Genomic DNA, 25159 nt, shown 5'->3' with positions numbered 1-25159 from the left:
TTAATGTCTAATTAACTGTTTGGGACCAAATGGTTTTTTAACCTCAATAAGATAGTATTTGTAATCACCTATGAGTTCCTTCCAAACTATGTTGTAAGCGTTTGAAATTGTAATCTGTTGGCCTTTATTAACACCTGTGGGACATTCAATTACGCCGTTAAGTGGCTTTTTATTCTGGCCTCTAAAAATGGAATATAAGCCCTCTGTATTCGTTTTTGATTTATAAAAATTATCTGACTTGACTATAACTAAGGCATAGCCTTTTTCAAACTTTTCACTTACTAGTTGTTCAAGAAAACAAATGTCTTTACAAAATTCAAATAGCTGAACCGGCACTTGACCGTTTGTTGAAAATTTTATTTCAATTGCTATCTTAAAACTACTTTGATTGTAGATACATATATCAATTTCCTTCTTAGGGATCTTAGTACTTTTATTAATTTCAAAGTGGTTAATAGGTCTTTCTAATTCAATTTTATAATCTTTAAGGTCTTCTAAACTTCTTAGATATAGAGCTAGTTCAAATTGAAGACCGAACTCATTATATAAGTCAATTTCTTTATTTTTTATTTTATCAATAAACTTGTTTAGCAGTTCGGTCATATACATTTAATTTAGTGTTTCTTATTATGGTTGAGGGGTGCTCTCTTTATGTTCTTTGTTTCATCTAGTTGTGGATTTTTCTCATCTTATTTAATCATTAGTCATTTTATTAAGGTGGTGCTTTAAGCTAATAACACCTCCAGTTTATTCTTCCATTTCTTCCATTCTGGAAACTCTTTTTGTTGTAGGTCGAAGAATGCTTTTGTATGATCTCTATGAACTAAATGACATAGCTCGTGTATGATTACATATTCAATACATGCTTTAGGGGCTTTTATTAGTTCTGGGTTTAAAAGAATTCTTCCTTGTGTTGAACATGATCCCCAACGGTTATTCATTTTTCTGATTTCTATTGTTTTTGGTGCTACCTGATATTTTTCAAATCGTTCTATTAAAGGTTGAGCAATTGTTTGGAACCAATTTTTTGATTTTTTTAAATACCAAGCATTTAGCAACTCTTCTGCTTTACTATGGACACTTGTTCTTATTTCAATATTTCTTCCTGTGTGTTTTACGATTTCTTCATCAGACTTAATTAATAATAACTGATACTGTCTACCGAGATACAAATGGGATTCACCAGATACATATTTTCGTTCTGTATTTCTAGGTTCAAAGGATAAGAAATGATCTTGTTGTTTTAATATCCAGGGTGCCTTCTTTCTAACTTTCTCCTCAATTTTTTCCATACTGCTACCTATTGGAGCCTTGACTTCAGTTGAGCGATCTGGAAGAACTGTTATACCTAAAGTTTTTCTATTACAAAAAGTTAGAGTATAGGAGATTTGCTCAGATCCGTATTTAAGTGTTCGTAGCATTATTTATACCTTATTTTAGCAACCTCAACAATACGTTCTGCGATTTTGTCTATTTCTTGAAAGCTTAATTTCATGTTGTATTTGTCTCTGATATGATCTATTATAAAATCGCCTATGAGGAAAACCATTTTCTTTTGAATGTCTGTACCACTTTTGGTATGCCAATCTACTCGTCGTAGCCTTAGTATTATTTCATCGGCTTTGAGAGCTAGCTCTTCAGATATTTTACGTATGGTTTCTTTATTTTCCGCATGAGAGTCAAATTCTTCAACAGCTATTCCGAAAAATGCTCTAGCTACTTCTTTGTCTTCTAATGATGCAGGAATACTTGAATCTGTTCTGCTTAATACAGCGTCTCTTGCTTCCTTAATTTTTTGTAAATACATTGTTTCATCGATTCTTCCTTGTAAATAATCATCAATGGTTTCTTTGATTAATTGAGAGAATCGTTTATAAAAGGCTGGGTCTTCATCTATCTTTTCAGTGATATGTTTCGCTGTTCTTGATGCTATCATATCAGCTTTTGCGGCCTTACCTGTTACTTTCTCTATTTCTTCCTCAAATGCTTCTTTGTCAAAAATATTTACGAGCTCTGTAAGTGTAACTATATCGGTAGTTGGTATATGTGTGTCAATTAGCTTTTGTATTTGCCCTTCATATTTTTTAAAATCAATTTTATCGGAATACCTGGAAGCAACTGCTGCTCGTAATTTCATAAAAAACGAAAGGTCTTCTTTGTATTTGGTAATACGTTTTTCTTCTGTCTCTTTATGAAAATTTATCGAGGATAATGCCAGCTTTAATATACGAGCATATTTTGCTAGTTGCTCATAAAATTTATTTCTAAGCGCTTCGTCTCTTAAAAGTTGCTGATAAGCTTCTGCATCTTTTTTATTTGAAATAGATGAAAATATTTGCCAAAGGTCACTATGAGCCTGAGGTAACTTCTCAATTTCTTCATTAATATTTGTTAGCGTTCCTTGTAATTGCTCTTCATCAAAATCGCCAAAAGTAGAGTATGTTTTAAGAGCTGAGTCTAATTCTTCAAGTACTCCATAATAATCAATGATATAGCCATAATCTTTGTCTGGGCTAACACGGTTTACACGAGCAATAGCTTGTAGTAATGTATGCCCGATGAGTTTTCTTGTTAAGTATAGCACTATGTTGTTAGGCGCATCAAAACCGGTAAGAAGCTTGTCTACAACAATAATTAACTCTGGTTCATTATCGTTTTTAAAACGGTTTACGATATTTTTCTGGTATTTTTTTGGAGTCCCATGTTCATCCATCATTTTATGCCAGAACTTTTTTACTAGATCATTTGTTTTTCCATACGCAGAGTCTTCACCTTCTCGCTCATCAGGGGGGGAGATTATTACTGCTGAGGTTACCCTACCAATTTCGTCGAGATAGTTTTTGTATTTAACAGCGGCTGCTTTAGATTGGCACACAATCTGCCCTTTAAAGGGTGTTCTTCCTTGGAAGTTTTTTTCATAATGTTTAGTAATATCCCAAGCGATGGCATAAATTTTTTGGTCTGCAATATTGAGTTGGTCTGCACGAGAGAACTTCTTTTTAAGATCTGCTTTTTCATAATCGTTTAATGGTTCTGATACCATGTTGAAAAAAGTATCCAAGGGAGCTGCATTAACATCCTGCATGGCATGACGCCCTTCATACATTAATGGAACAACAGCTTTGTCTTTTACTGCCTGATCTACCGTGTAGCTATCTATAAGGGTACCGAATTTAGACAATGTGCTTTTGTCTTTTTTAAATAAAGGTGTTCCCGTAAATGCGATGAAACATGCATTAGGCAAGGTTTTTTGCATTTCAATATTAAAGGTACCATGTTGGGTACGGTGGCCCTCATCTACTAACACAAAGATATTGTTACTGGTGAGAGGTGTTTTGATTTTCTTGACAGCAGTTTCGAATTTATTAATGATGGTTGTTACAACGGCATCACTTTCTGTATGTAGTAACTCTACAAGTTGCGATCCAGTTTTAGCATTATCTACGTCTAAACCACACTTTCTAAATGTTCCTGTAATTTGTGAGTCTAAATCTGTTCTGTCTGTTACTAGAATGATTTTAGGATTTAATATACTTGGCTCCATTGCAATTGCTTGGGCAAGCATAACCATAGTTAATGATTTTCCACTTCCTTGTGTATGCCAGACAACACCTCCGGTTCGTTGTCCATTATTATTTTTTTTGATTTGTTTCATTGCCTTTTTTATAGCAAAAAACTGTTGATAACGTGCTATTTTTTTAGCGCCATTATCAAATAGGGTGAAGTTATAAATCAAGTCTAACAAACGGTCTTTGCTACATAAACTAATCAAGTATTCATCTTGTGGGGTGATTTTAACTTCTTGAGTTTCTAGAGCGTCAAAATATTGGCGTACGTAATAGAATCTCTCGTTAAACAAGCGTTTTTTTACCTCATCTGGAAGCGGCGTGTTTTTTAGTTTGGAGATATGATTACGATATTGCGTTTCTTTTTCATCATCGATTGCACCATTGGTTTTTTTAAAATCTTCTTGCCATTGTGCCCAAAATTTTTCTGGTGTTCCTGTAGTAGCATAGCTGCCTTCATTAACTGTTACTGCCATAACTAACTGTGTCATTGCGTACAATGGACGAATGCCGTCTTCTTTTTGATTGCGAAGATTTTGTGATATAGCTTGTGTTAATGGCTCTTTTATATCTGGTCTTTTACACTCTATAATACATATAGGAATCCCGTTTACAAAAAGGACTATGTCTGGTCTGTAATGTTCTTTTAGTCCTGAGCGCAGTACACTGAACTCTTCTGTAACATGAAATATGTTATTTTCTGGGTTCTCCCAATCAATATACTGTAAATCGAAGCTTTTACGATCTCCTTCAATACTTTGGTCTAGGGAAATACCTAGCGTAAGCAGTTCATATATTTTCTCACTTGTAGTCATATAACCATCTACCATAGGAATGTCTTTTAATGCTATGATGGCATTTTCAATATTGCTATCTGAAAATGGAACAGCCTTGTTTGAAGAGACGCGTGCTTGGTTGATTTTATGTAATTGGATGCGTAAGATATCTTCTAGCAAAATACTTGAGGTTCTATTACCTCTTGCTTGTAATGCTTCTTCTTGGTTGAGGTAGTTATACCCCATATTTATTAATAGCTGCAAAGCAGGTATTTGGGAAATATGATCTTCTTTGAATGAGGGTGTATCCATTTTAATATCCTTATGATTGACTTAATTTCTCTAATTTATCTTTTAATTCTTTGGGAGTTCTGGTATTGTCCTTTTTCTTGCCTTTTGCAGCTTCATTAAAATATCTATACCAAACAAGGCTAAAGAAAAATATGGACAACAATATTCCTGCAAATTTGATTATTATATCAATTTGTCTTTCATTATTATTGTTTTCGGTAATATGAAACCAAGGATTCGGTACTAATACTAAAAGTAACATGATTATTACTGGAATTACCCAAAACAAATTCCACCAGACTTTTTTTTGCCATTTTCTTACTTCCCTCTCCTTATAATTCTCAATATCCTCTTCAATCTGAGATCTTAATTCTGTTTTAAGTCTTCTATTCTCATTAGACAGCTCCTGCTTTTCAGAAGCGGCTTCGAAATCTATAGTGGATTGAGTTGTTGAAAAAGTTTGATTTTCCACCTTTTTCACTTTTAAATGAAGAGCTTTTAGGGCATTGCTATATTGATTAACTAAAGCAGCAGCCTCCTCTTGATCTTTTTGTAAACGAATATTTTCTTTTACAGTTTGTTGTTTCTCTTCTTTGGTAGCCTCTAATGATACATTAGCTTCGTTCAAACTCGTTTGAGCTTTTTTAAACTGTCTATTTAACTCTGAACTAATGAAATCACCCTGATCAAAACCATTCGTTTTTTGGGCAGCTTTAAGCTTATCTAAAAACAAGTCTTCTGAAATAAGGTTATAAACTATATCTGTATTATCTATCCCTTTCTTTTTTAAATAGTTTACTAGCTTTAGTATGTCTCTAGATTTTCTTCCATTTCTATGAAAACCCTTTGTGGTTAATGCTTTAACAAATGCTTTTTTATAATCTACAGTTTGAACCGGTAGAATTCTTGTTAATTTATCTAATAGAAAGGACGGTTTGAAAAAAATGGGATAAGTATCCTCATCATGGTAATCCTTTACCATATGTCTATCAAATGAAATAAGCATCGAATCTAAAGTCAATCCGAAAAATTTTATATTATTCATTGTTAAATCTTCGCCTTCCTTTATCTTTCTAGAGTCTCTTAATAATTCTCTTAATGTAACATCGTGACGCACCTGTGCCTCACTTTTATAAATAGGATAGTAATGTGTTCCATTTTTTTTGCAAAACTCTTCTTTTATAGTATTTCTGTCATCTATATATTTAAAATATTCACTTATCTGAACATTAATATAATCTTCTCCAATTTTTTCAACTCTTTTAGCGTTACGACCTATTTTGATGTTGTTTGCATTTAATTCAGTCTGTGATAAGCCTACTACTTCAGATGGATGGAGTGTGTCTGGATCTTCCAACAGTTTTCGATAAAATTGTTCTGTAAAACCATCAACTTTGCCTGATTTTAGTAAAGCTCCAATAGCAGGACTCGACATTTTTGCATCGAGCAATTCAAAATCTTTTTGCTTATTCTTTAGTTCCCTATACGTAAACTCAGAATATCTTAGTTTGATTTTAATCTGCTCACTGTTGTCATGTATAAGTTGTATTAAAGCCTTACATGCCTCAGACTCAGGATGAGAATGTAAATCCAAAAGGGAGTACAATACATTTGTATCAAGATATAATGTCCAATCTATTAATTCGTTTTTTAAACCAGAAGAAAGTAGTGAGGGGTCGATCCCTAAAGATGAAAATGATGACGTTTTTTGAGCTAATTCTACAAGAAATGCTAGATCATCTTCGGACGCAAAATTTGGAAATTGTTCTATTGCTTTCTCAAATATTTCAGCAAGATCATCACGTTCTGATTTCAATTGATTTACAGCGTGTGTGGCTAAATTTTCAAAATCTTCAGCACTTTCAAATTCCATGTGGGGGTGCAGCGTTTTAAGTGCTTCTTGGCCATGTTCATAAAAACAGTTGTATAGGTAATTTAAGAAGTGTTGCCATATCAGTTTTATGTCAGAGGTTTCTATTTTTGACTCTAAATCATCTTGAATAAAAGCCTTAAAATTTTGGAATCTTTTCTTATCCTTATCTGTAAGCGCTAAATCATTAGATTTCACTAAGATAGACTTTTCAGGGGATAGTTGAAGTAAGCCGTTAACAATAATAACCTCCCCATTGTCTATGAGCTTATCTAGTATATTTTCTAGTTCAGATTTATATGGTTCAAATTGAAAATTATCTTTTACAACGTCACTGATAAGATCTCTTTTAACCCCATTTCCAGACATATCAATTGTTCTTACAATTACTGATGCTAGTGTGTCTTCTCTGGTGTCTGAAGAAGCCAGGGACAGAGTAGACAATATCTTTATATGATCTTGAGTTCTATCCATTAGTCTTTAATCTTTTTTTTCCAGTTAGCAATTGCTGCATTAGACCCTTCTTTTGCAACTGCAGCTGTTTGCGCTGGGCAGTTAAAAGGTTAATTTCTTCGTCTGCAGTGTTAAGGACTTGGGCTATGGCTGTTTGCTCCGATTTATTGGTAGGTAGCATTAATTTTATGATTGCAAAATCCTTAAACTTGCAATTTAGAGTGTCACTAACCATTCCCTGAGAATTTCTATAGAATCGATGTATAATAGCTGGGTCCTTAAATAAATAAGCAAAGAATTTAGAGTCTGTATTGTTTTTAGGTTTTACAATAGTGTATGCAGGACTTACTATTCCTTCTAAACCACTTAAGGCGCTTCTTCCTTGCCACATGCGCATAGTATTGTAGCCTATGTCTCCAACACAGATCTTCTTATATTTCGATTTATCACTGTTTGAGGTATCTTTTTTATTAGAATCATCTTGAGGATACACACCAGCTTCTCCAATAGATAGCAAAGGTAAATTCAAGTTATTTCGTTCACTCCGTTCATTAAAAAAGAAATCTAATCGTTTTCCCTCCCATTCCTCTACAAACCCAGGCAAACGCTTCTTGCCACTTAGCAATTGTTGCATTAGTGCTTTTTTAAGTTTTTGTTTTGCCTTGATAAGCGCGTCTAGCTTTGTGATGGCGGTGTCCCAGGTGCTGAGGCAGTTTGCTATGGCTTTTTGTTCTGGGAGGGGTGGAAGTGGGAAGTGATACGTTTTCAACAAATCCATTTCAACACCTGTCTGACCACCAGACCTTTGAGACAATGACTCTAAATAAGCCCTTAAATCACGCCTATTTAGGAAATACCATAAATATTCTTTAAATAAATTATCTCTTTTAGGTTCAGCTTTAATCAACGCTACATTATATGCGCCTTTGAGGCCTCTAAAGATCTGAAAGATAGGAGGTCCATACCTACCAATCATTATATCGTCTTTATCACAAAACTTATTGGTCAGAATGGTCTTAACATAGGTTTTATATCTATCCGTTCGATAATCTCTTGTCTGAATTAACCTTGTGTAGCCTTCCATTTCTTCAAAAACAAATGTTGACCTTGGAGGCTGACTTCCACCAGTAAATTTAATTTCTGAACCTATATTTGAATTTTCCCAATCTTCCGGAATCCATCCTAATTTGGTTTTTTTATAGCCTGGTTTGTTTTCTGTAATTGTATTTTCCATTATTGCTTTTTCCTTTTAATTTGTGCTGCTAGGGCTTTTAATTCCTCTAGTTCTTGCCTATCTGCCTCTTTTGCGGCTTCTTGTTTTCGCAGTTTATCAAAAGCTTCATAATGTGCTTTTACTTTTTTCTGCATTTGCGTATTGCTTATGCGTCCAGTTGTTTTAAGTACTGGAAATTCATTAAAGGCTATCAATTTGTCTAGGTTGTCCTGCCAGTAGCTCATGGTAAGATCTTGTTGGTTTTTTACTCTTAATTCTGCCTGTTCTAAGAAGATAACCACAAGTCTGTTTAAACTATCGAGTTCATCTGCTGTGAGATAATTTTTGGCGATGGTTATGTCTTGTTTTCTCACCACACTGCCTTTCCAGTTGGTAAGACCCATATTCAATTTGCTAGCATCGGCACGTGTTACAATCATCTCGGCAGCTGTTTTTTTTGTTACTGCAAATAGCAGCTTGTTTTGGGCTTCGGCAAAAAACATTTGTGTTGCTTTATCTGTCGCGTCATAATCACTGCTTAAACTAAAAAGGTCGCGTACTTTTTGATAAAAACGTTTTTCTGAGCTACGTATGTCTCTAATACGCTCTAGTAACTCATCAAAATAATCGGCACGTCCGTCAGGGTTTTTAAGACGTTCATCATCCATAATAAAACCCTTACGCATATAGCTGGCTAAGTTTCTGGTTGCCCATTGCCTAAATTGTACACCGCGTTTACTGCGTACACGATAGCCAATAGCAAGTATCATTTCTAAAGTATAAAATGTAATGTTGTATTCTTTGCCATCTGCGGCAGTTGTTAAGTAATCCTTAACAACTGAATTGGTATTTAACTCCTTGTCTTTCAGTATGCTTTTAATATGCATACTTATATTGGGAACAGAGGTGTCAAAAAGTTCAGAGAGTTGTTTTTGATTTAACCAAACAGTCCCATCTCTTTCAAATAAAGCTACAGAAGCTTTTCCATCATCCGCAGTATAGATAATGATATTATTTTGCTCTTCCATGATTTATAAACTTAATTCTTTAAGGTATTCTTGCATTTTAGAACGTACATCTGCTAGATCATTTTCTAATTTAGAGATTTCTGTTTGTACTTCTGAAATATCAATTTCGGCCTCTTCCTCAAATGTGTCTACGTATCGTGGTATGTTGAGGTTGTATTCGTTTTCTTTCATTTCTGAAAGCGTAGCGATATAGCTGTATTTGTCTTCTACTATACCTGGTTTGATTTCGCCTTCACGAAAACGGGTATAGGTTTCTACAATGTGGTCTATATGTTTGTCTGCTAGAATATTTTGATTTTTTCCATTAAGGTATTCTTCGCTTGCGTCAATAAATAGGGTTTCCGTTCTTTTGTCCTTCGCTTTATTGAAAATAAGTATGGCTGCAGGAATACCTGTACCGAAAAACAGGTTGGCTGGAAGTCCTATAACTGCATCCAGTAAATTGTCTTCTATTACGCGTTTACGAATTCGTCCTTCAGCACTTCCTCTAAAGAGTACTCCGTGTGGCACAACAACACCTACAATACCTGTATCTTCGTAAGCGCTTTCAATCATGTGCAATATAAATGCCCAGTCTCCCTTGCTTTTTGGAGGAACTCCACGGTTGAATCGATTAAACTTATCGTCTTCTGCTTCTTCCTGACCCCATTTATCTAATGAGAATGGCGGATTTGCAACTACCGTATCAAACTTCATTAGGTTGTCTCCTTCGGTGTGCTTTGGGTTACGTAATGTATCTCCCCAACGAATAGATGCGTTATCGAAACCGTGTAAAAACATATTCATAACAGCTAGTGCCCAGGTGCTTCCGTTAGCTTCTTGACCATATAGGGAAAAGTTAGGGTCACCAACTTCTTGTCCAGCTTTAATTAAAAGAGAAGCCGACCCACATGTAGGATCATAAATACGTGCTCCAGGTTTCGATTTAGTTAAACGTGCTAAGACTGTAGATACTTCTTTAGGGGTATAGAATTCTCCTGCCTTTTTACCTGCATCACTAGCAAAGTTTGAGATTAAAAACTCATAAGTATCCCCTAATACATCTTGACCGTCTAATGCTGAAGGTCTAAGATCTAGCTTATTGAAATCTGTTAGCAGAGTTTTTAAGCGCGAGTTTTTGTCTTTCTTATCACCTAAATTGCTGCTATTGAAACTAATGTTTCTAAAAATTCCTGCACCATCACTACTTGTTAATTTTTCACGATTGGCATCTTCTAAGTCTGCTAAAGCAATATCTATTAACTCTCCAATATTAGGTTCGTTACGTTTGTCGTACAAAGCATCAAAATGACTATGCTCTGGTACAATAAAACGTTCTGAAGCCATAGCTCTTTGTGCACGAGCAATATCTCCGTCGTATTTTTTAAGGTGGGCCTCATATTTTTCTGTATAGGTATCAGAAACATACTTCAAGAACAACATAACTAAAATATAGTCTTTGTATTGACTGGGATCTATAACCCCTCTAAAGGTGTCGCACGCTTGCCAAATAATTCTATTGATGTCTTCTGATTTGATTTTATTGCTCATGTTTATTGGATTTTATTTTTTAATACTATTTCTAACTCTATTGTTTTAAGCTGATCTAGCTTATTGATGATTTTGGTTTCCGCTTTTTTTAGAGAATCTAATCTTACTATTTTTCTTTGAGTTTCTAAATCTGGAATTTGAATTTTTAGATCGCTCAGAATTCTTTTGTTGATGGCTGGTAGTGCTGACCCTCGACTAAAGTTGATTAGTTCTTTTTGTGTTGATTTTAGGTTTATATACCAGGCTATGTATTCTGGTAATACTTTAGGGTTGATATCCCTTAATACCATAAATATAGAAGAGGCTACTGCCGGTTCTTTTATGGCCTGATAGCTGTGTGCAATAAACCCGTGATGTCCTTTGGATAAAATAATTACATCCCCCTTGTTTAGAAAGTGACGTTCTAATTTAGGTGAAGGCATTATGCTTGGCTCCAGAAGAGGATCTAAAGTGTGAGGAGCGATAAAATCACTTGCACTCAAATAATAGATACTCCCTTGCGGGTTTCTGCGCTCGTTAATACCTGAGGTAATAGATGTGATTTGACTTAACTTCATTTTGTTTGTTGTTAACTGTGTACAAACATAAATTTAATTTAGATAATAAACAAATTTAATTTATTGTTATTTGTGTACAAATAGGTTAACATGTGATGATCCCTTAATTTTTCTGAACTACTTAAAAGTGAAATTCTATATTTTACTTAATAGTATTTGTTGGTTTGCTATTATTCTTAGTCATTGTCATGTGTATTACTAGCCTTCGTTGTGTACGTTAAGATTCTAATTACTGAGCTCTAAACCTATATTTAAATTTCTAACTATTTCTTTCTTAGCCGGTCGACCTCTTTTTAATAATTCATTGATGGGCTCTATTTTGTATTGATTTTTAAAAATAGATCTAACAAATGTCTTTGAAGAAATGTCTTTATTAATTTTATTAGTTAGTGTAGGTCTTATAATTGGATTGTTATTAATTATTGAGGAGTCATTCTTGTAATATCCAATTAATTCGAGACCTATAAAAAGTCCGCTTTCTTTTAAAACGATAAGGTTGTTCGAAATATCTAATGATATTTCGTCTTTCTTAAATGAATTTACATCAATAGCATTACTGCTGTATACCGAATTAAAAGGTTTGCCATCTTTAATGTCGTATATATGCAAACGCACATAAGCCATTAAACTGTTGTCTTTAAGCTCTTTTATTTCTATTACTTTAGAAAAGTAGATTTTAATTTTATCTATATAATGGTCCTTAATATTGTCTTTGGGATAGATTGAAATTAGTAGTTCAGATTTTGGTTGTATAACCCAAGAGCCGAATGATTTGGGGCTTTTTAAGGGTTTAATCTGTTTAGTTTTATTTTTCTTTTTGGTCAAAACCACTTCTTTTAAAGTGTAAGTTTCACGATTTAAATAAATTGTATCTCGTAAGGCTTTAGTTTTTAAAACTAATTTTTTATATCCTAAGAGTGAAACTTCTATGGAGTCAGTATTGACCTGGTTTAAATTAAACAATCCTTCTTTTGAAGTATAAAAGCCAGTATTGTTATACTTAACTCCTACAAAAGGTAAAGGTTTCTTATTCAATGAATCTACTATAATAATAACCTGGGAGAAATTTTTAAAACATGTAAAAAGAAAAATAAAGATGATTAGAGATTTTCCCATAATGGAGACTTTGACCGCATTGTTTTTAGTCAACACAATATAGAAATTACTTATTCTAAATTATTGTAAAAAATCGTAAATGTGAGTTTGATTTTAGAGGTAGAAATCTTAAGTGGATGTGGTGATAGGTCTCTATTTACAGTTATTGGCGTTTATCTCTACTGTTAGTATTAAAACTAACCAGGTTAAACATAGAGCGCATTCGGGAGCGTACGCGGTTGCCGTAGCGTTCTTCTAATTCGGTTGCGTTGAGGTTGGTGGTGGCGTGGGTTAAGATTTGTCGCTTGTTTTCTGTGTGGTCATGGATTTGGTACCTAGATAAGAGTATTTCTCCCATGACGTTGCAGTCTTGTCCGTAATGTCTTCCGGTAGGTTCTACGCCCAGATCATCGAAGCAGTAAAAGCCTTCGCTGCCATATTCATCTATTGTTTTATAACCTAAGTGATTAAAGCTAAATACGGTGTTTCGGCACGGAATGATATTATAGGCTTTGCGGTGTGGAGTGATGTGTCTTATCAGTTTCATTAAGCTTGTTTTTCCGCATCCAACAGGTCCCGTAAGGAGAATGCCTTTGGTTATATCGATATCTAGTTTTTTGCAGTATTCGAAATCTTGAATAGCGTAGATACACAATTTGAAAATTATAGGGTGGTCTTCTTCATAAATTTTGAAATACTTACCGAATAAGAGTTTTCCTTTGGCTTCTAGGTAAATTAATATCTTCTGGAAGTCGTAGTGAATACAGTTTTTATTTATTGAACCTAGATGATAGGTTATACCGCCTTCGGTGATAATATGTGGTTCTGGATTCTTCATGATCTTAGTCGTTTAGAGTGGCTGGTTGTAATTTTTGTTTTTGGTAGTTTTTAGGTTGTCCTTGTTTTGGGACACTTGCTTGCTGTTTTTTATTTCTACTGCTTTTAGCATCCAGTTTTGAGCTGTTGCTTTCCAGTTTACAATTTTAGTTTTCCCACCAACTTTCCACCCAATTCCCAGGTAATGGTTGTAGAATTTTTTAGCTTCTAATTCCGGCCAATTTTCTTTTTTAAAAAAGGTTAAAACTTCAAATTCATTTTTTGGCTGGTCAAGTTTATAACTGTTTTTTATTTGTTTATTATGTTTATATAAAGGTACCACTGCTTGTCCTTGATTTGGGACACCTAAGTCCACTGGTTGGTTTGGTACTTGTCTTGATTTTGGGACAGTTGTTTTTTCAAGAAAATCATTTGTTATTTTAATAGGATCTTCATCGGATACGGGATGAAAAATAAGCATCCTAATTTGTGAGCCTTTAAAAGGGTTGTGCGAGGGAAAATAGACGAGGTACTTATAGTGATCTAATTCCTTAATACACTTATGATAGGTAGATTTGGACCCGATTTTAGATAGCTTCATGACATCCTCTCGATTGACGTGGAATTTTTTTGGGAATCGGTTGTGGTTCCACAATTGAAAGAATGCCATGTATAAGCTAATATGGGTAGGGTTTAATCTACTGTCTTTAGAGAACTGATGGAAGACTGCGTTAAGATGCTTTATGTAGTTTATAGTTGACATAGAGAGCTTTTGTGTTTACTTCAACTTCTTATCTGCTTATTTTTAGGTAAGCAGGGGTAAGTTGTATAAAAGGTCACCACTTTTTCTGGGATTAGATATGATGAATACGATTGGCTTCAAGAACCTTGTTTATGTCTTCTTCGTCATAATAAATTATACCTCCTAATTTGGTATATGGTAACACGCCATTAACTCTTAAGTTTTGTAGTGTTCCTGGACTTACTTGTAGGAGGTCCATAGCTTCTGAAGACCTTAAATACCTTTTTGAGGGTTGTGCGTTTGAAATAATGGTTTTGATTTCTTCGAATAACTCTGTTTTGAATTGATACAGATCGTCTGTAGTAAGAATAGCTGTTGGCATAATCATTAAAATTAAGTTAGTAAAAATGTAATTTGTTGATACGAGATTGTAAAAAGCCACCATCATAAGCTTTCGCATGTGATGATGGCTTCTAGCTACTAATCCGTCCATCACAAAACAAATTTGAGACAATTTGTTGGAGATTTTTCGGTAGTACCGAAGAGGTACCGAAAAAATTTAACATTTTAAAGAGGGAAGATATTGGTGTTTATTGGTTGCTTATAGGCTCGTTGGCATCGTCCTTAGCCATTTTTCTTAGTAATGAAAATTTTAGATTATCTAAGAATTTTGTTTTGTTTTTACCTCGAGCTTTGATCTCTCCGTAGGTTTTGTAGTAATTTCCTAATTCTATGCCAAAAAGGGATTCGCATATTTTAGCTTGACTTCTAATATCAACTTTGCCATTCTTAATGGCGCCGGTGGCATTAATGGCATATAATAATTCTACGAGATCTGTTTTGGAAGCTGTCCAAGATGGTTTGTCTGATAGCGGGGTAGTGGGGTTTGGATTTGGAAGTTTTTTTTTAGACTTTAGGTTTTTAAGTTCTTTTTGGAAATAGCTTATAAGTAAATCGTAAGCAACAATTTGAGCAACTTTATCATCGTGACTTGTGGAGAATTCTGGGTCTATAAAATGGTTTATGTTGTTGGAAAGATCAATGCTGTTGGAACCCCTAACGAAATAGATTTGATCTAGCTTTGTAGATTTATGTCTGTAGTATTTTACGAAGTCCATCTCTTGGGCTTTGGTCTCTTCGTATTTGTCTAAAATATGATAAATATGTTTTCTTTGTTTAGAGGTGCTTACCTTGGGTCGATTTATTAAATAGGAGTGAACGTGAGAGAAGTATTTTAAATGTCCGTTAACAAAAGGTTTTAGGCTTTTAAAGAATAGAATTTCATCTGATACAGAATTGAAACCACGTTGCCTTACCGATACTCTTAAGAGTTGAAGGTAATCACAGCTTAAATGTATTAGGTCTCTTAAATTAGTAATTTCATTTAGGTTGCCTTGATGATATTTGATGAGTTCAATTTTGTATTCATCAATAAGGGTGTTTATCTTATCCATAAATGGTTAGATTTGAGTTGGGATTATAAATATACTTAATTTTCAATAAATAAGTGAAAATGAGTATTATAGCTGTTTTTTAGACTCCCTGGACTTTTTTTCTTCCTTATTTAAAATTGATTTTAAAGCGCTCATATCGGAGCTGACTTTACGGTCTAGTATTTTTGCGTAGTGCTGGGTGGTTTTTAATGATTTATGTCCGAGCATTTTACTAACGGACTCAATAGGAACTCCATTGGTAAGTGTTACAGTAGTGGCAAAAGTGTGTCTTGCCAAGTGGTAGGTGAGATTTTTATTTATACCACAGTTATCTGCAATCGTTTTTAAATACGAATTCATTTTTTGATTGCTTAGGATCGGTAACAGTTTGTCACTGTTTACTACTTGTGGGTGGTCCTCGTAGCCCTTTATGATATCGGCCGGAATAGGTAGTAACGGAATATTACTTCGCGTATGTGTTTTGGCTCTTTTTGTTTTAATCCAATTTTCTCCATCAATGCCCTTTACAATATCGTTTTTTGATAGTTGTTTAACATCAATATAAGCTAGACCTGTAAAGCAGCTAAAGATGAATATGTCTTTTACTAATTGTAGGCGAGGAATTTCGAATTTCTTCTCTATTATGGTTTGGAGCTCCTCTTTTGATAAGAATTCACGATCGATAGTTTTTAATTTTGCTTTATAATGAACGAAAGGATCTTTGCTTATCCAATCGTTAGCGTAGGCAATTCGGATGATTTTCTTAAAATTGGTAATGTATTTAATCGCGGTGTTATGACTGCACTTTCGGTTAGTCTTTAAATAGTACTCTAAACCGGTGATAAATTTATGGTCTACACTTTTAACAGGAATATCGTCTACTTGGTATTCCTTATGGATATAATTTTGCACGTGTTTTTTAGTAGTTCGATAGCGTTCTGCAGTGCCAGGAGCAAAGTCTTTACCAATTAGACTTTCTACTTCGTCGTTGTGGTCCTGGAATATTACTAGGAGCATTTTAGTCGGCTGATCTTTTCCGATATATCGGTTTTTAATAATCATTGCAGTGAATGGTCTTTCAAGATCTAAAAGACGTTCGTGGATTTTGTTTAGCTTATACCTTACATCGTCAATATACTTATTGATGGCTCGCGCTTCTGCGGAATTTCCTAAAACTTTACCATTAGTACTATCCCATTTTTGGATTAATATTTTACGCTGGATACTTATAAGTGATCTTTTTCCATTTACGGTGATACGTGCGTAAATAGGAGCCTTTCCATCAGGAGTGGCTTTTATTTTATGTAGTATAAAAAGAATACTATACGTAGAAATCATCGGTTACCTATTATATTATAACTACTAAATCTAACTAAATATACAAAATTTAAATTAAAAATCAGTCTGTAATAGCTTTATTAATAGGTGTTTACGTCTAATTCGGTTACCTGTTGGTAAATTTCAATTAGGTAACCGAATAGGTAACCTATAAGATGTTATTTTATGTTATAATTTGGTATTTGTAGAAAAGTAAAAACCCTATAAACATTGAGTTTATAGGGTTTTGGTGGAATTTATGCTATTCCTAGCGGAGAATGAGGGATTCGAACCCCCGGAGGTGTGACCCTCAACAGTTTTCAAGACTGCCGCATTCGACCACTCTGCCAATTCTCCGAGTGTCTCATCAAGTATTCCCTGATTGCGGGTGCAAATATAGAATCCTTTTTAGTTTATTTCAAATAATTTGACACCTTTTTTTTATTTTTTTTATTTTCAATCATTATCTGCTTATTAATAAGTGAGTTATCAAATTATTTTTTTTATTGCATTATCTTATAATCATATCAAATAGTACTTTTGCAGATTAAATAACAAACCCATGGAGATAATAGAGCAGTTACAGTGGCGGTATGCCACGAAAAAATTCGATGAGAATAAACAACTATCCGCTCAACATATACACCAGATTAAAGAAGCGTTTAATTTAACAGCGACTTCATTTGGATTACAGCCTATAAAACTGGTGATTATTAGTGATAAAGTGCTGCAAAAAGAATTGATGGTTAACGCTATGAATCAAGGACAAGTTTTGCAAGCATCTCATGTCCTAGTATTTTGTATAGAAACAAAAATAGATACTGCATTTATAGAAGCTTATTTTAAAAGGGTAAAAGCGATTAGAAATACACCAGACGCCATTTTAAACCCCTTTAAACAGTTTTTAATTGAAGATTTTTATAAGAAGTCGCAAGAAGATATAGAAACATGGGCAGTAAAGCAAGCCTATTTGGCTATGGGAAACCTATTAACTGTATGTGCGCTAAATAAAATTGACGCCTGTCCAATGGAAGGCTTTGAAAATGATAAATACGACGCTATTCTTGATTTAAAGTCGAAAGACCTAAAGTCAGTGTTAATTATGCCTATTGGTTACCGTGCGGAAGATGATATGTTTGCCGATTTTAAAAAGGTACGTAAACCCTTGTCGGATGCCATTATAGAAATCTAATAAAACAGCTTATTTTAAAAGACACCCCTTTAAAAACCGCTAAAAACTATTTGTTAAGCGGTTTTTTTTATTAACGAATTTCAATTAATTTTGAGTTCATTTAAAAAGAAGAAAGATGCCAGGATTTGAACGCTTTGGAGACCAAGAACGCAAAGAAGTACAAGATGTATTAGATAACGGTGTATTAATGCGCTACGGTTTTGATGGGATGCGAAACGGCCATTGGAAAGCCAAAGAATTGGAGCGCGAGTTAGAGCGTACATTACAAACCAAACACGCACAACTAGTGTCTAGTGGAACGGCAGCAGTTACCGTGGCTTTAGCATCGGCAGGTATAGGAGCAGGAGATGAAGTGATTATGCCAACCTTTACCTTTGTAGCCAGTTTTGAAGCGATTATGATGCTTGGTGCGGTCCCAGTGTTAGTGGATATCGATGATACCTTGGCTGTAGATCCCAAAGCAGTAGAAGCTGCTATTACACCAAAAACAAAAGCTGTAATGGTAGTGCAAATGTGTGGAAGTATGGGGCGTATGGAAGAGCTGGAAGCTATTTGTAAGAACAATAAGCTCTTATTAATTGAGGATGCTTGTCAAGCGATAGGAGCCACTTTTAATAACAAACCTCTTGGAAGCATAGGTGATTTAGGTTGTTTTTCATTCGATTTTGTAAAAACCATTACAAGTGGTGAAGGGGGGGCGGTTGTTACTAACAACGACAGTTACTATACGCATACCGATCAATACAGTGACCACGGTCACGATCATATAGGATCGGATAGAGGGGCGGAAACACACCCGTATTTAGGTTATAATTTTAGGATTTCAGAATTGCATGCCGCAGTAGGTTTAGCGCAGATTAAACGCTTGCCAGAGTTTTTAGAGGTTCAAAAAAGAAACTTTACTGTGTTACGTGAAGCGTTATCGGCAGTGCCTGAAGTAACGTTTAGAACCGTGCCTAAAGGAGGAGAGGAAAGCTATGCCTTTTTAAGTTTCTTTTTACCAGATTTAGAATGCGCTCGAAAAGCGTCTAAAGGATTAAAAGAGGCCGGTGTAGATGGTTGTTTTCATTATTATGATAATAATTGGCATTATGTACGAGAATGGAGTCACCTTAAAAATATAAAGTCTTTATATCCTGTTTCAGCAGAGGTTAAAAAAGGATTAGCTTATTTAGAAACTAAAACTTTTGAGCAGTCAGATCATTATATCGCTAGAAATATTTCGTGCTTAATTAAGTTATCATGGACAGAAGAGGAAGTAAAGCGCAGAGCTGAATTAATGGTCGAGGCGATCAAGGGGGCTTTATAAAGTAAAAGTGAATTCCTAATATAGAGGTCATAAAAAAAGCGTCAAGTAACTCAGTTATTTGACGCTTTTTTTATGTGCAATTAAATTTAGTAATTCACATATTCTAGAATTTCTAATCCGTACCCAATCATCCCAACACGTTTTGTTTGTTGCGAGTTAGAGATCAGTTTCACTTTATGAATGTTTAAATCGTGTAAGATTTGTGCGCCAATACCAAAGTCTTTAGCATCCATTTGAATAGCTGGTGCTTTTACCAATGTATTGTCTTGTTGTGTGTCTTTTAAAACGTTGAGACGTTGCAATAGGTTTAGTGACTGCGCTTCTTGGTTAATAAATAATATAGCACCTTTACCAGCTTCATTAATCACCTTAAACATACCGTCTAATTTCTGGTCGGCATTATTGGTTAAAGTCCCTAAGATATCATTATTTACTAAAGTGGAGTTTACTCGTGTTAATACTGGTTCATTGGTTGTCCAATCGCCCTTAGTAAGCGCAATATGAACTTGGTTATTTGTTGTCTGCTGATACGCTCTTAAGCGGAAGTTTCCAAAACGTGTTTCTAGATTAAAATCTTCTTTTTTGTCTATTAAAGAGTCGTGGTCCATTCTATAGGCTACTAAATCTTCGATAGAAACAATTTTTAAATCAAATTTCTCAGCAACTTTTAAAAGTTGTGGCAGACGGGCCATAGTACCATCTTCATTCATTATTTCTACAATAACACCTGCTGGTTCTAAACCTGCTAAACGTGCAAAATCGATAGCAGCTTCTGTATGGCCTGTGCGTCGTAAAACCCCACCTTCTTTAGCGACTAAAGGAAAAATATGCCCTGGTCGCGCTAAATCGAATGGTTTGGTTTCCTTATTCACTAACGCTTGAACTGTTAGCGCTCGATCTCCGGCCGAAATACCTGTGGTTACACCTTGACCTTTTAAATCAACAGAAACGGTAAATGCCGTCTCCATAGGGTCGGTATTATTAGTAACCATCATGTGTAGTCCTAAATCTTTACAACGGTGTTCGGTTAGTGGTGCGCAAATTAACCCACGACCGTGAGTGGCCATAAAGTTTATCATTTCTGGCGTCACTAATTCGGCAGCCGCAAGAAAATCACCTTCATTTTCTCTGTCTTCATCATCAACAACAATAATGACCTTACCGGCTTTTATGTCGTTAATTGCTTCTTGAATGGTGTTTAATTTAATCTCTTTTGTAGCTTCTGTTGTTGTCATTACTATGCCGTTTTATTTTGCAAAGATAGTACTTATCAATAGGTTTTAGGCAGTATCTGATTTGAAATTTCTGCGTCTGTTTATTAGTACTATAGTTAATAGCTAGTACACTTTAAGTCGTCTCATCATTAGATTTAAATAACTTACTGTTTGGAAACCTCTTACTTATCCAATTTTTTAGAGGAATTGTAATATGATCAAATTCAAATATTCCACGATCTGCAGTCGCTCTTCGCGTAAGATATATACTTAAAGGCAACATGATTAAAGTAGAAAACCAAGTCGCTATTATAGGATTAATACTACTGTCTTTAGCGCTATTTTTAGCAAAAATACCAATAAAGTGATACGTTAAAAATAGAACTATAGCAATAACCATTGGTAATCCTAAACCTCCTTTTCTAATTAGCGCTCCTAGAGGGGCACCAACAAAAAACAGAATAATGCAGGCTATCGCTAAGGCAAACTTTTCATGAAAGGCCATGATATGTTTGTTTAACAAGATGGTCTTAGTTTTTAAATCGGCTTCCTTAGAATTGATAATATTTGTCGTACTGCTCACTGCATTTATAGCATACTCTATAACTTGTACCTGACGTTTGGTTTTAAATAAATCTAAAACGTTTCCGGTAAAATCAGTAGCCTCTTTAGTGTCTACAGTAAGGTTTAGCGTTTCTATATTTGTACGCTTATATAGTGTTGAAGAAAAATCGGTATACGTGTTTTGTCTTGCTTTTGCTAACGAGTCGGTGGTAATTGAAAGTTCACTAATATTAAGCATCGAGTACTTATCGTCGTAAGCCTTGTCGTCTAGATCTACTTCATTTAATTTCGATAAATCGATATTCATCGTGTATTTTTCAAAAGCACTTTTTAGAAAGGGTTCTTTACGGCGTTCTTGAATATCTTTTGGAGGCGTGTCATTATAGTAATAGCCATCAAACAAAATCAATTTTAAAACATTCGAGTTTTCAGCACTTACTAATTCTCCCTTATTGGCAATGATAGTGGTGAAATTCCCCACCTTATTTGCTTCCGATTGGTGAATAACTACCGAGTCTAAAAACTGTCCGCGATCACCAGATTTTTTTGAAACCTTAATATTAAAACTTTCTCCAATTTGATTAAACTGGCCTTCGGCAATAGCCATAGCAGGTTTTACTTTGGCAATGTTTTTACGAAGATTATAACTGTTGTATTCCGCCCATGGAATAACATTATTACTAAAAAAGAAGGTGGTTATAGCCAAACCAACGATAAATATACTTAAACCCGACATCGCTCGTTGTAGAGAGATACCGGTAGATTTCATGGCGGCAAACTCATAATTTTCGGCAAAATTACCAAAAACCATAATCGACGATAGCAAAATGGTTAAGGGCAGTATTAGCGGAATTAGAGTAGGGGTAATGTAAAATAAAAACTTAGCAACCGTAATTAAATCTAAATCTTTTCCTGCCAACTCTTTGATGTAAAGCCATATGGCTTGTAATACAAAAATCAGCATGAGTATTACAAACACGCTGATAAAAGTTTTTAGATAAGAACTTAATATATATCTATCTAGTATTTTCAAGGGTAGCCTAGTCTAATTTATTAATATAGAAGTCACTATACTTACTTTTGTCAAAAGTAAACAAGGTTTTCGAAATAGGCTCGTTAGTTTTAAAAGAATTAACAGTAAGTGTTGTTTGGGTACTGTTTTTTCCTGTTTCTATAAGATTATAAATGTGTTTAGTTTGTACATCAATACCTAAAAGGATGTGTTTAATTTCTGAATCGGAATCTATAGGGGTTAACTTTACATACTGAATTTTACGTCCCTTAACATTCTGAACGATATCCATCTTATAGTTAAAGCCATCCTCGTAAAAAGATAACATTTTGCTAGGTGTAATACTTCCTTCGCCTTCAGAATTTTCTGAAGAAATAGTTACCTCTTCGTCTTCAGGGCTAATGGTATACAATGTTTTACCATCAAATATACGTGTGATGCCTAAAATATTAAGCTTGTACTTATCGCCTTGCATAGTCACATCACCACGGGTTTCTTGCTGAATGTTTTCGGCAGAATTGTTTAAGGCGTACTTAAAATCGATGGAGATATTATTATAACTTTTTACTTTTTTAGAGACGTCGTTTAAAAGTGCTTTAGCTTCGTTTGACGATTGACTAAATACTGATGAACTGATGAGTAATAAGAGTAGTACTAATTTTTTCATTTTAAATTGTTTCGTTTATTTTATTGACCTTCATTTTCTAAAAGGGCATCTAAAGACGCTAAATCGGTTACCATAACTTGCCTTGCCTTACTACCTTCAAATCCACCCACAATTCCTGCGGCTTCCAATTGATCGATAATACGACCGGCACGATTATAACCTAACTTTAATTTTCTTTGTAATAATGAGGCTGAACCTTGTTGCGCTACCACTATGATTTCTGCCGCTTCTCTAAAGAGTTTATCCCTTTCCGAGATATCTATATCAAGATTTGTGCCACCTTCTTCGCCTACATATTCTGGAAGTAAATAAGCGTCAGGATACGCTTTTTGAGACCCTATAAACTCGGTGATTTTTTCGACTTCTGGTGTGTCTACAAAGGCACACTGAATACGGATTAAATCATTACCTTGAGTATATAACATATCTCCACGACCAATTAGCTGGTCTGCCCCAGAGCCATCTAGGATGGTTCTAGAATCTATTTTACTCGTCACTCTAAAGGCAATACGTGCTGGGAAATTGGCTTTAATAATACCTGTGATGACGTTCACCGACGGACGTTGGGTAGCGATAATTAAGTGGATTCCTATGGCACGTGCAAGTTGTGCTAATCGGGCAATAGGCGTTTCTACTTCTTTACCAGCAGTCATAATTAAATCGGCAAACTCGTCTACAACCAATACAATATAAGGAAGGTAGGCGTGGCCATCATTAGGGTTTAGCTTGCGGGCTTTAAACTTTACATTGTATTCAGCGATATTTCTACAAAAAGCATTTTTTAGCATCTCGTAGCGGTTATCCATTTCAATACAAAGTGAATTTAAAGTGTTTATCACCTTGGTATTATCGGTGATAATAGCATCTGCACTATCTGGAAGTTTTGCTAAATAATGTCTTTCTATTTTATTGAATAATGTTAATTCAACCTTTTTCGGGTCGACCAATACAAACTTAACTTCAGCAGGGTGTTTTTTATACAATAATGAAGTAAGAACCGCATTTAATCCTACCGATTTACCTTGTCCTGTAGCTCCTGCCATTAAAAGGTGAGGCATTTTTGCTAAATCAACAACGAAAGTTTCGTTGCTAATGGTTTTTCCTAAGGCTATCGGTAATTCCATTTCGGACTTTTGAAACTTTTGCGAAGCGATTACCGATCGCATAGAAACAATAGTCGAATTTTTATTGGGTACCTCAATACCAATAGTTCCTTTTCCAGGAATGGGTGCAATAATACGAATCCCTAAGGCTGCTAATGATAAAGCAATATCGTCTTCTAAGTTTTTTATCTTTGATATACGTACTCCCGCATCCGGAACAATTTCGTAAAGGGTTACTGTCGGCCCGATAGTCGCTTTTATAGATTGTATTCCGATTTTGTAGTTATTTAGAGTTTCTACAATTCGGTTTTTCTTTTCTTCAAGCTCGTCTTGATCAATTTTTATACCTTCAATACTATATTTTTTTAATAGATCTAAAGGAGGGAATTTAAAGTTTCCTAATTCTAAGGTAGGGTCAAATAAACCAAAATCGGCTACTAATTTATCCGATAGATTGTCGGTTTCCGATTTTTCTTCAACTATTTGTCCCACTTCCATAGCGATATCTTCCTCGTCATCTTCTTGTTGTGGAACTTCAATTTCTAGAGCTGTTTCCCCAGTAGGTTCTGCTGGTAATTCGTCGGTGGTATCTAGTATGACTTGCGGTTGTTCTTTGGTTTCAACAGGGGGTTCAGGTTTCGGTTTTGGAGTGTCCTTATCCAAGTCTAAAGCTGTCTTTATGTATTCGGCTTCACGGCTTAAATTATTATCAAAAGGTACGACGTCATTTTTAGCATCGTTAAGATCTGATTTAAAATCTTTTTTTACTTTTTTGAATGCGTTAATAAGGCGTTCTGGTGTGACTTTAAAACGGATGGCTACATACGTTATTAATCCGAATAACAGTAAGAGGATGGTTCCGATTTTACCAATAAAAGCTTGAATAAAAGTATTAACTTCAAATCCGATAGTCCCACTTAATAGGTCATTTTTATGACCAAAAAAGCCGAATAGGGTAGAAATCCATAAGGCAATTAGAGTGCCCCAAAACCAATGCTGAATAAGCTTGGCTTTTTTTAAGTCTAACAGGGTGAAAATTCCAGATAAAAATACTAATCCCGAAAATATAAATGCCGAAAGTCCGAAGCCACGTTGGATAAAGAAATCACTTAACCAAGCGCCCGTTTGACTCGCCCAATTTTCTGTTTCTACAGCACGAGAAGGTAATTCGCTAAGCACACTTTGGTCTGCTTCTCCTGTAAATATAAACGATAGAAAAGCAATAAATAAAAGGATACCAGAAAGTACCATAAAACTACCAAAAATCAGCTTCTGCTGACTGTTCAGAACAAATAGTGGTTTTCTAACTCTCGGTTCTTTTGCTTTTTTTGCTTTTGGTTTTTTCTTCGCCATTATAGGTTTTTAGGATGAGACAAAAATACAAATTACTAACGTTTATCCTAACGGAGAA

At 34.8% G+C, this 25159-nt stretch carries 20 protein-coding genes and 1 tRNA gene; 2 read left to right on the top strand and 19 right to left on the bottom strand.

The window, feature by feature from the left end:
* From BLV64_RS10360 to BLV64_RS10290, 15 genes are all read right to left on the bottom strand, one after another.
* Complete coding sequence (locus BLV64_RS10360) at nucleotides 1-603, bottom strand: hypothetical protein (RefSeq protein ID WP_092134965.1); 603 nt, start codon at nucleotides 601-603, stop codon at nucleotides 1-3.
* A 122-nt stretch (nucleotides 604-725) separates the two neighbouring features.
* Complete coding sequence (locus BLV64_RS10355) at nucleotides 726-1421, bottom strand: M48 family metallopeptidase (protein WP_092134963.1); 696 nt, start codon at nucleotides 1419-1421, stop codon at nucleotides 726-728.
* Nucleotides 1421-4654, bottom strand: a complete 3234-nt coding sequence (locus BLV64_RS10350) for a type I restriction endonuclease subunit R (RefSeq protein WP_092134960.1) — start codon at nucleotides 4652-4654, stop codon at nucleotides 1421-1423. Before BLV64_RS10350 ends, BLV64_RS10355 begins: the two co-directional genes overlap by 1 nt.
* Before the next feature lie 10 nt (nucleotides 4655-4664).
* On the bottom strand, nucleotides 4665-6977 hold the full coding sequence (locus BLV64_RS10345; RefSeq protein WP_092134957.1) for a coiled-coil domain-containing protein: 2313 nt from the start codon (nucleotides 6975-6977) through the stop codon (nucleotides 4665-4667).
* Nucleotides 6970-8190: a restriction endonuclease subunit S gene (locus BLV64_RS14565; RefSeq protein WP_177165320.1), complete on the bottom strand. Its 1221-nt coding sequence runs from the start codon at nucleotides 8188-8190 to the stop codon at nucleotides 6970-6972. Before BLV64_RS14565 ends, BLV64_RS10345 begins: the two co-directional genes overlap by 8 nt.
* Nucleotides 8190-9197, bottom strand: a complete 1008-nt coding sequence (locus tag BLV64_RS10335; protein WP_092134955.1) for a virulence RhuM family protein — start codon at nucleotides 9195-9197, stop codon at nucleotides 8190-8192. Before BLV64_RS10335 ends, BLV64_RS14565 begins: the two co-directional genes overlap by 1 nt.
* A 3-nt stretch (nucleotides 9198-9200) precedes the next feature.
* Entirely contained in the window at nucleotides 9201-10727 is a 1527-nt protein-coding gene (locus BLV64_RS10330; protein WP_092134952.1) for a type I restriction-modification system subunit M, read from the bottom strand.
* 2 nt (nucleotides 10728-10729) lie between these two features.
* The gene (locus BLV64_RS10325; RefSeq protein ID WP_092134950.1) at nucleotides 10730-11284 is read right to left on the bottom strand and encodes a restriction endonuclease subunit S; all 555 of its coding nucleotides are present in this window, start codon (nucleotides 11282-11284) and stop codon (nucleotides 10730-10732) included.
* Between the two features lie 225 nt (nucleotides 11285-11509).
* The gene (locus BLV64_RS10320; RefSeq protein WP_092134947.1) at nucleotides 11510-12400 is read right to left on the bottom strand and encodes a peptidase associated/transthyretin-like domain-containing protein; all 891 of its coding nucleotides are present in this window, start codon (nucleotides 12398-12400) and stop codon (nucleotides 11510-11512) included.
* Nucleotides 12401-12542: 142 nt separating this feature from the next.
* Nucleotides 12543-13217 (bottom strand): P-loop NTPase family protein, encoded by a 675-nt coding sequence (locus tag BLV64_RS10315; RefSeq protein WP_092134945.1) that lies wholly within the window; start codon nucleotides 13215-13217, stop codon nucleotides 12543-12545.
* A gap of 12 nt (nucleotides 13218-13229) precedes the next feature.
* A complete protein-coding gene (locus BLV64_RS10310) occupies nucleotides 13230-13958 on the bottom strand; it encodes a hypothetical protein (RefSeq protein ID WP_177165319.1) in 729 nt (242 codons plus the stop codon).
* A 91-nt stretch (nucleotides 13959-14049) separates the two neighbouring features.
* Entirely contained in the window at nucleotides 14050-14319 is a 270-nt protein-coding gene (locus BLV64_RS10305) for a helix-turn-helix domain-containing protein (protein WP_092135034.1), read from the bottom strand.
* A 208-nt stretch (nucleotides 14320-14527) separates the two neighbouring features.
* Nucleotides 14528-15391, bottom strand: coding sequence for an RteC domain-containing protein (locus tag BLV64_RS10300; RefSeq protein WP_092134942.1), 864 nt, complete (start codon nucleotides 15389-15391; stop codon nucleotides 14528-14530).
* Between the two features lie 66 nt (nucleotides 15392-15457).
* Entirely contained in the window at nucleotides 15458-16708 is a 1251-nt protein-coding gene (locus tag BLV64_RS10295) for a site-specific integrase (RefSeq protein WP_092134939.1), read from the bottom strand.
* A 251-nt stretch (nucleotides 16709-16959) separates the two neighbouring features.
* Nucleotides 16960-17044: transfer RNA gene (locus tag BLV64_RS10290), tRNA-Ser, on the bottom strand.
* Between the two features lie 205 nt (nucleotides 17045-17249).
* Between BLV64_RS10290 and BLV64_RS10285 the strand changes: the two genes are divergently transcribed.
* Entirely contained in the window at nucleotides 17250-17879 is a 630-nt protein-coding gene (locus BLV64_RS10285) for an NAD(P)H-dependent oxidoreductase (RefSeq protein WP_092134936.1), read from the top strand.
* Nucleotides 17880-17994: 115 nt separating this feature from the next.
* Complete coding sequence (locus BLV64_RS10280) at nucleotides 17995-19188, top strand: DegT/DnrJ/EryC1/StrS family aminotransferase (protein WP_092134933.1); 1194 nt, start codon at nucleotides 17995-17997, stop codon at nucleotides 19186-19188.
* Between the two features lie 86 nt (nucleotides 19189-19274).
* Here BLV64_RS10280 and ribB read toward each other — a convergent pair whose 3' ends face one another.
* From ribB to BLV64_RS10260, 4 genes are all read right to left on the bottom strand, one after another.
* Complete coding sequence (gene ribB / locus BLV64_RS10275; RefSeq protein ID WP_092134930.1) at nucleotides 19275-20423, bottom strand: 3,4-dihydroxy-2-butanone-4-phosphate synthase; 1149 nt, start codon at nucleotides 20421-20423, stop codon at nucleotides 19275-19277.
* A gap of 112 nt (nucleotides 20424-20535) precedes the next feature.
* A complete protein-coding gene (locus tag BLV64_RS10270) occupies nucleotides 20536-21999 on the bottom strand; it encodes an LptF/LptG family permease (RefSeq protein WP_092134927.1) in 1464 nt (487 codons plus the stop codon).
* 7 nt (nucleotides 22000-22006) lie between these two features.
* Complete coding sequence (locus BLV64_RS10265; protein ID WP_092134925.1) at nucleotides 22007-22645, bottom strand: outer membrane lipoprotein periplasmic chaperone LolA1; 639 nt, start codon at nucleotides 22643-22645, stop codon at nucleotides 22007-22009.
* A gap of 20 nt (nucleotides 22646-22665) precedes the next feature.
* A complete protein-coding gene (locus tag BLV64_RS10260; protein ID WP_092134922.1) occupies nucleotides 22666-25101 on the bottom strand; it encodes a DNA translocase FtsK in 2436 nt (811 codons plus the stop codon).
* Between the last annotated feature and the right edge of the window lie 58 nt (nucleotides 25102-25159).

The organism is Bizionia paragorgiae, from assembly GCF_900107625.1.
Taxonomy (GTDB): domain Bacteria; phylum Bacteroidota; class Bacteroidia; order Flavobacteriales; family Flavobacteriaceae; genus Bizionia; species Bizionia paragorgiae.
This window is presented reverse-complemented; position numbering and strand designations above follow the sequence as displayed.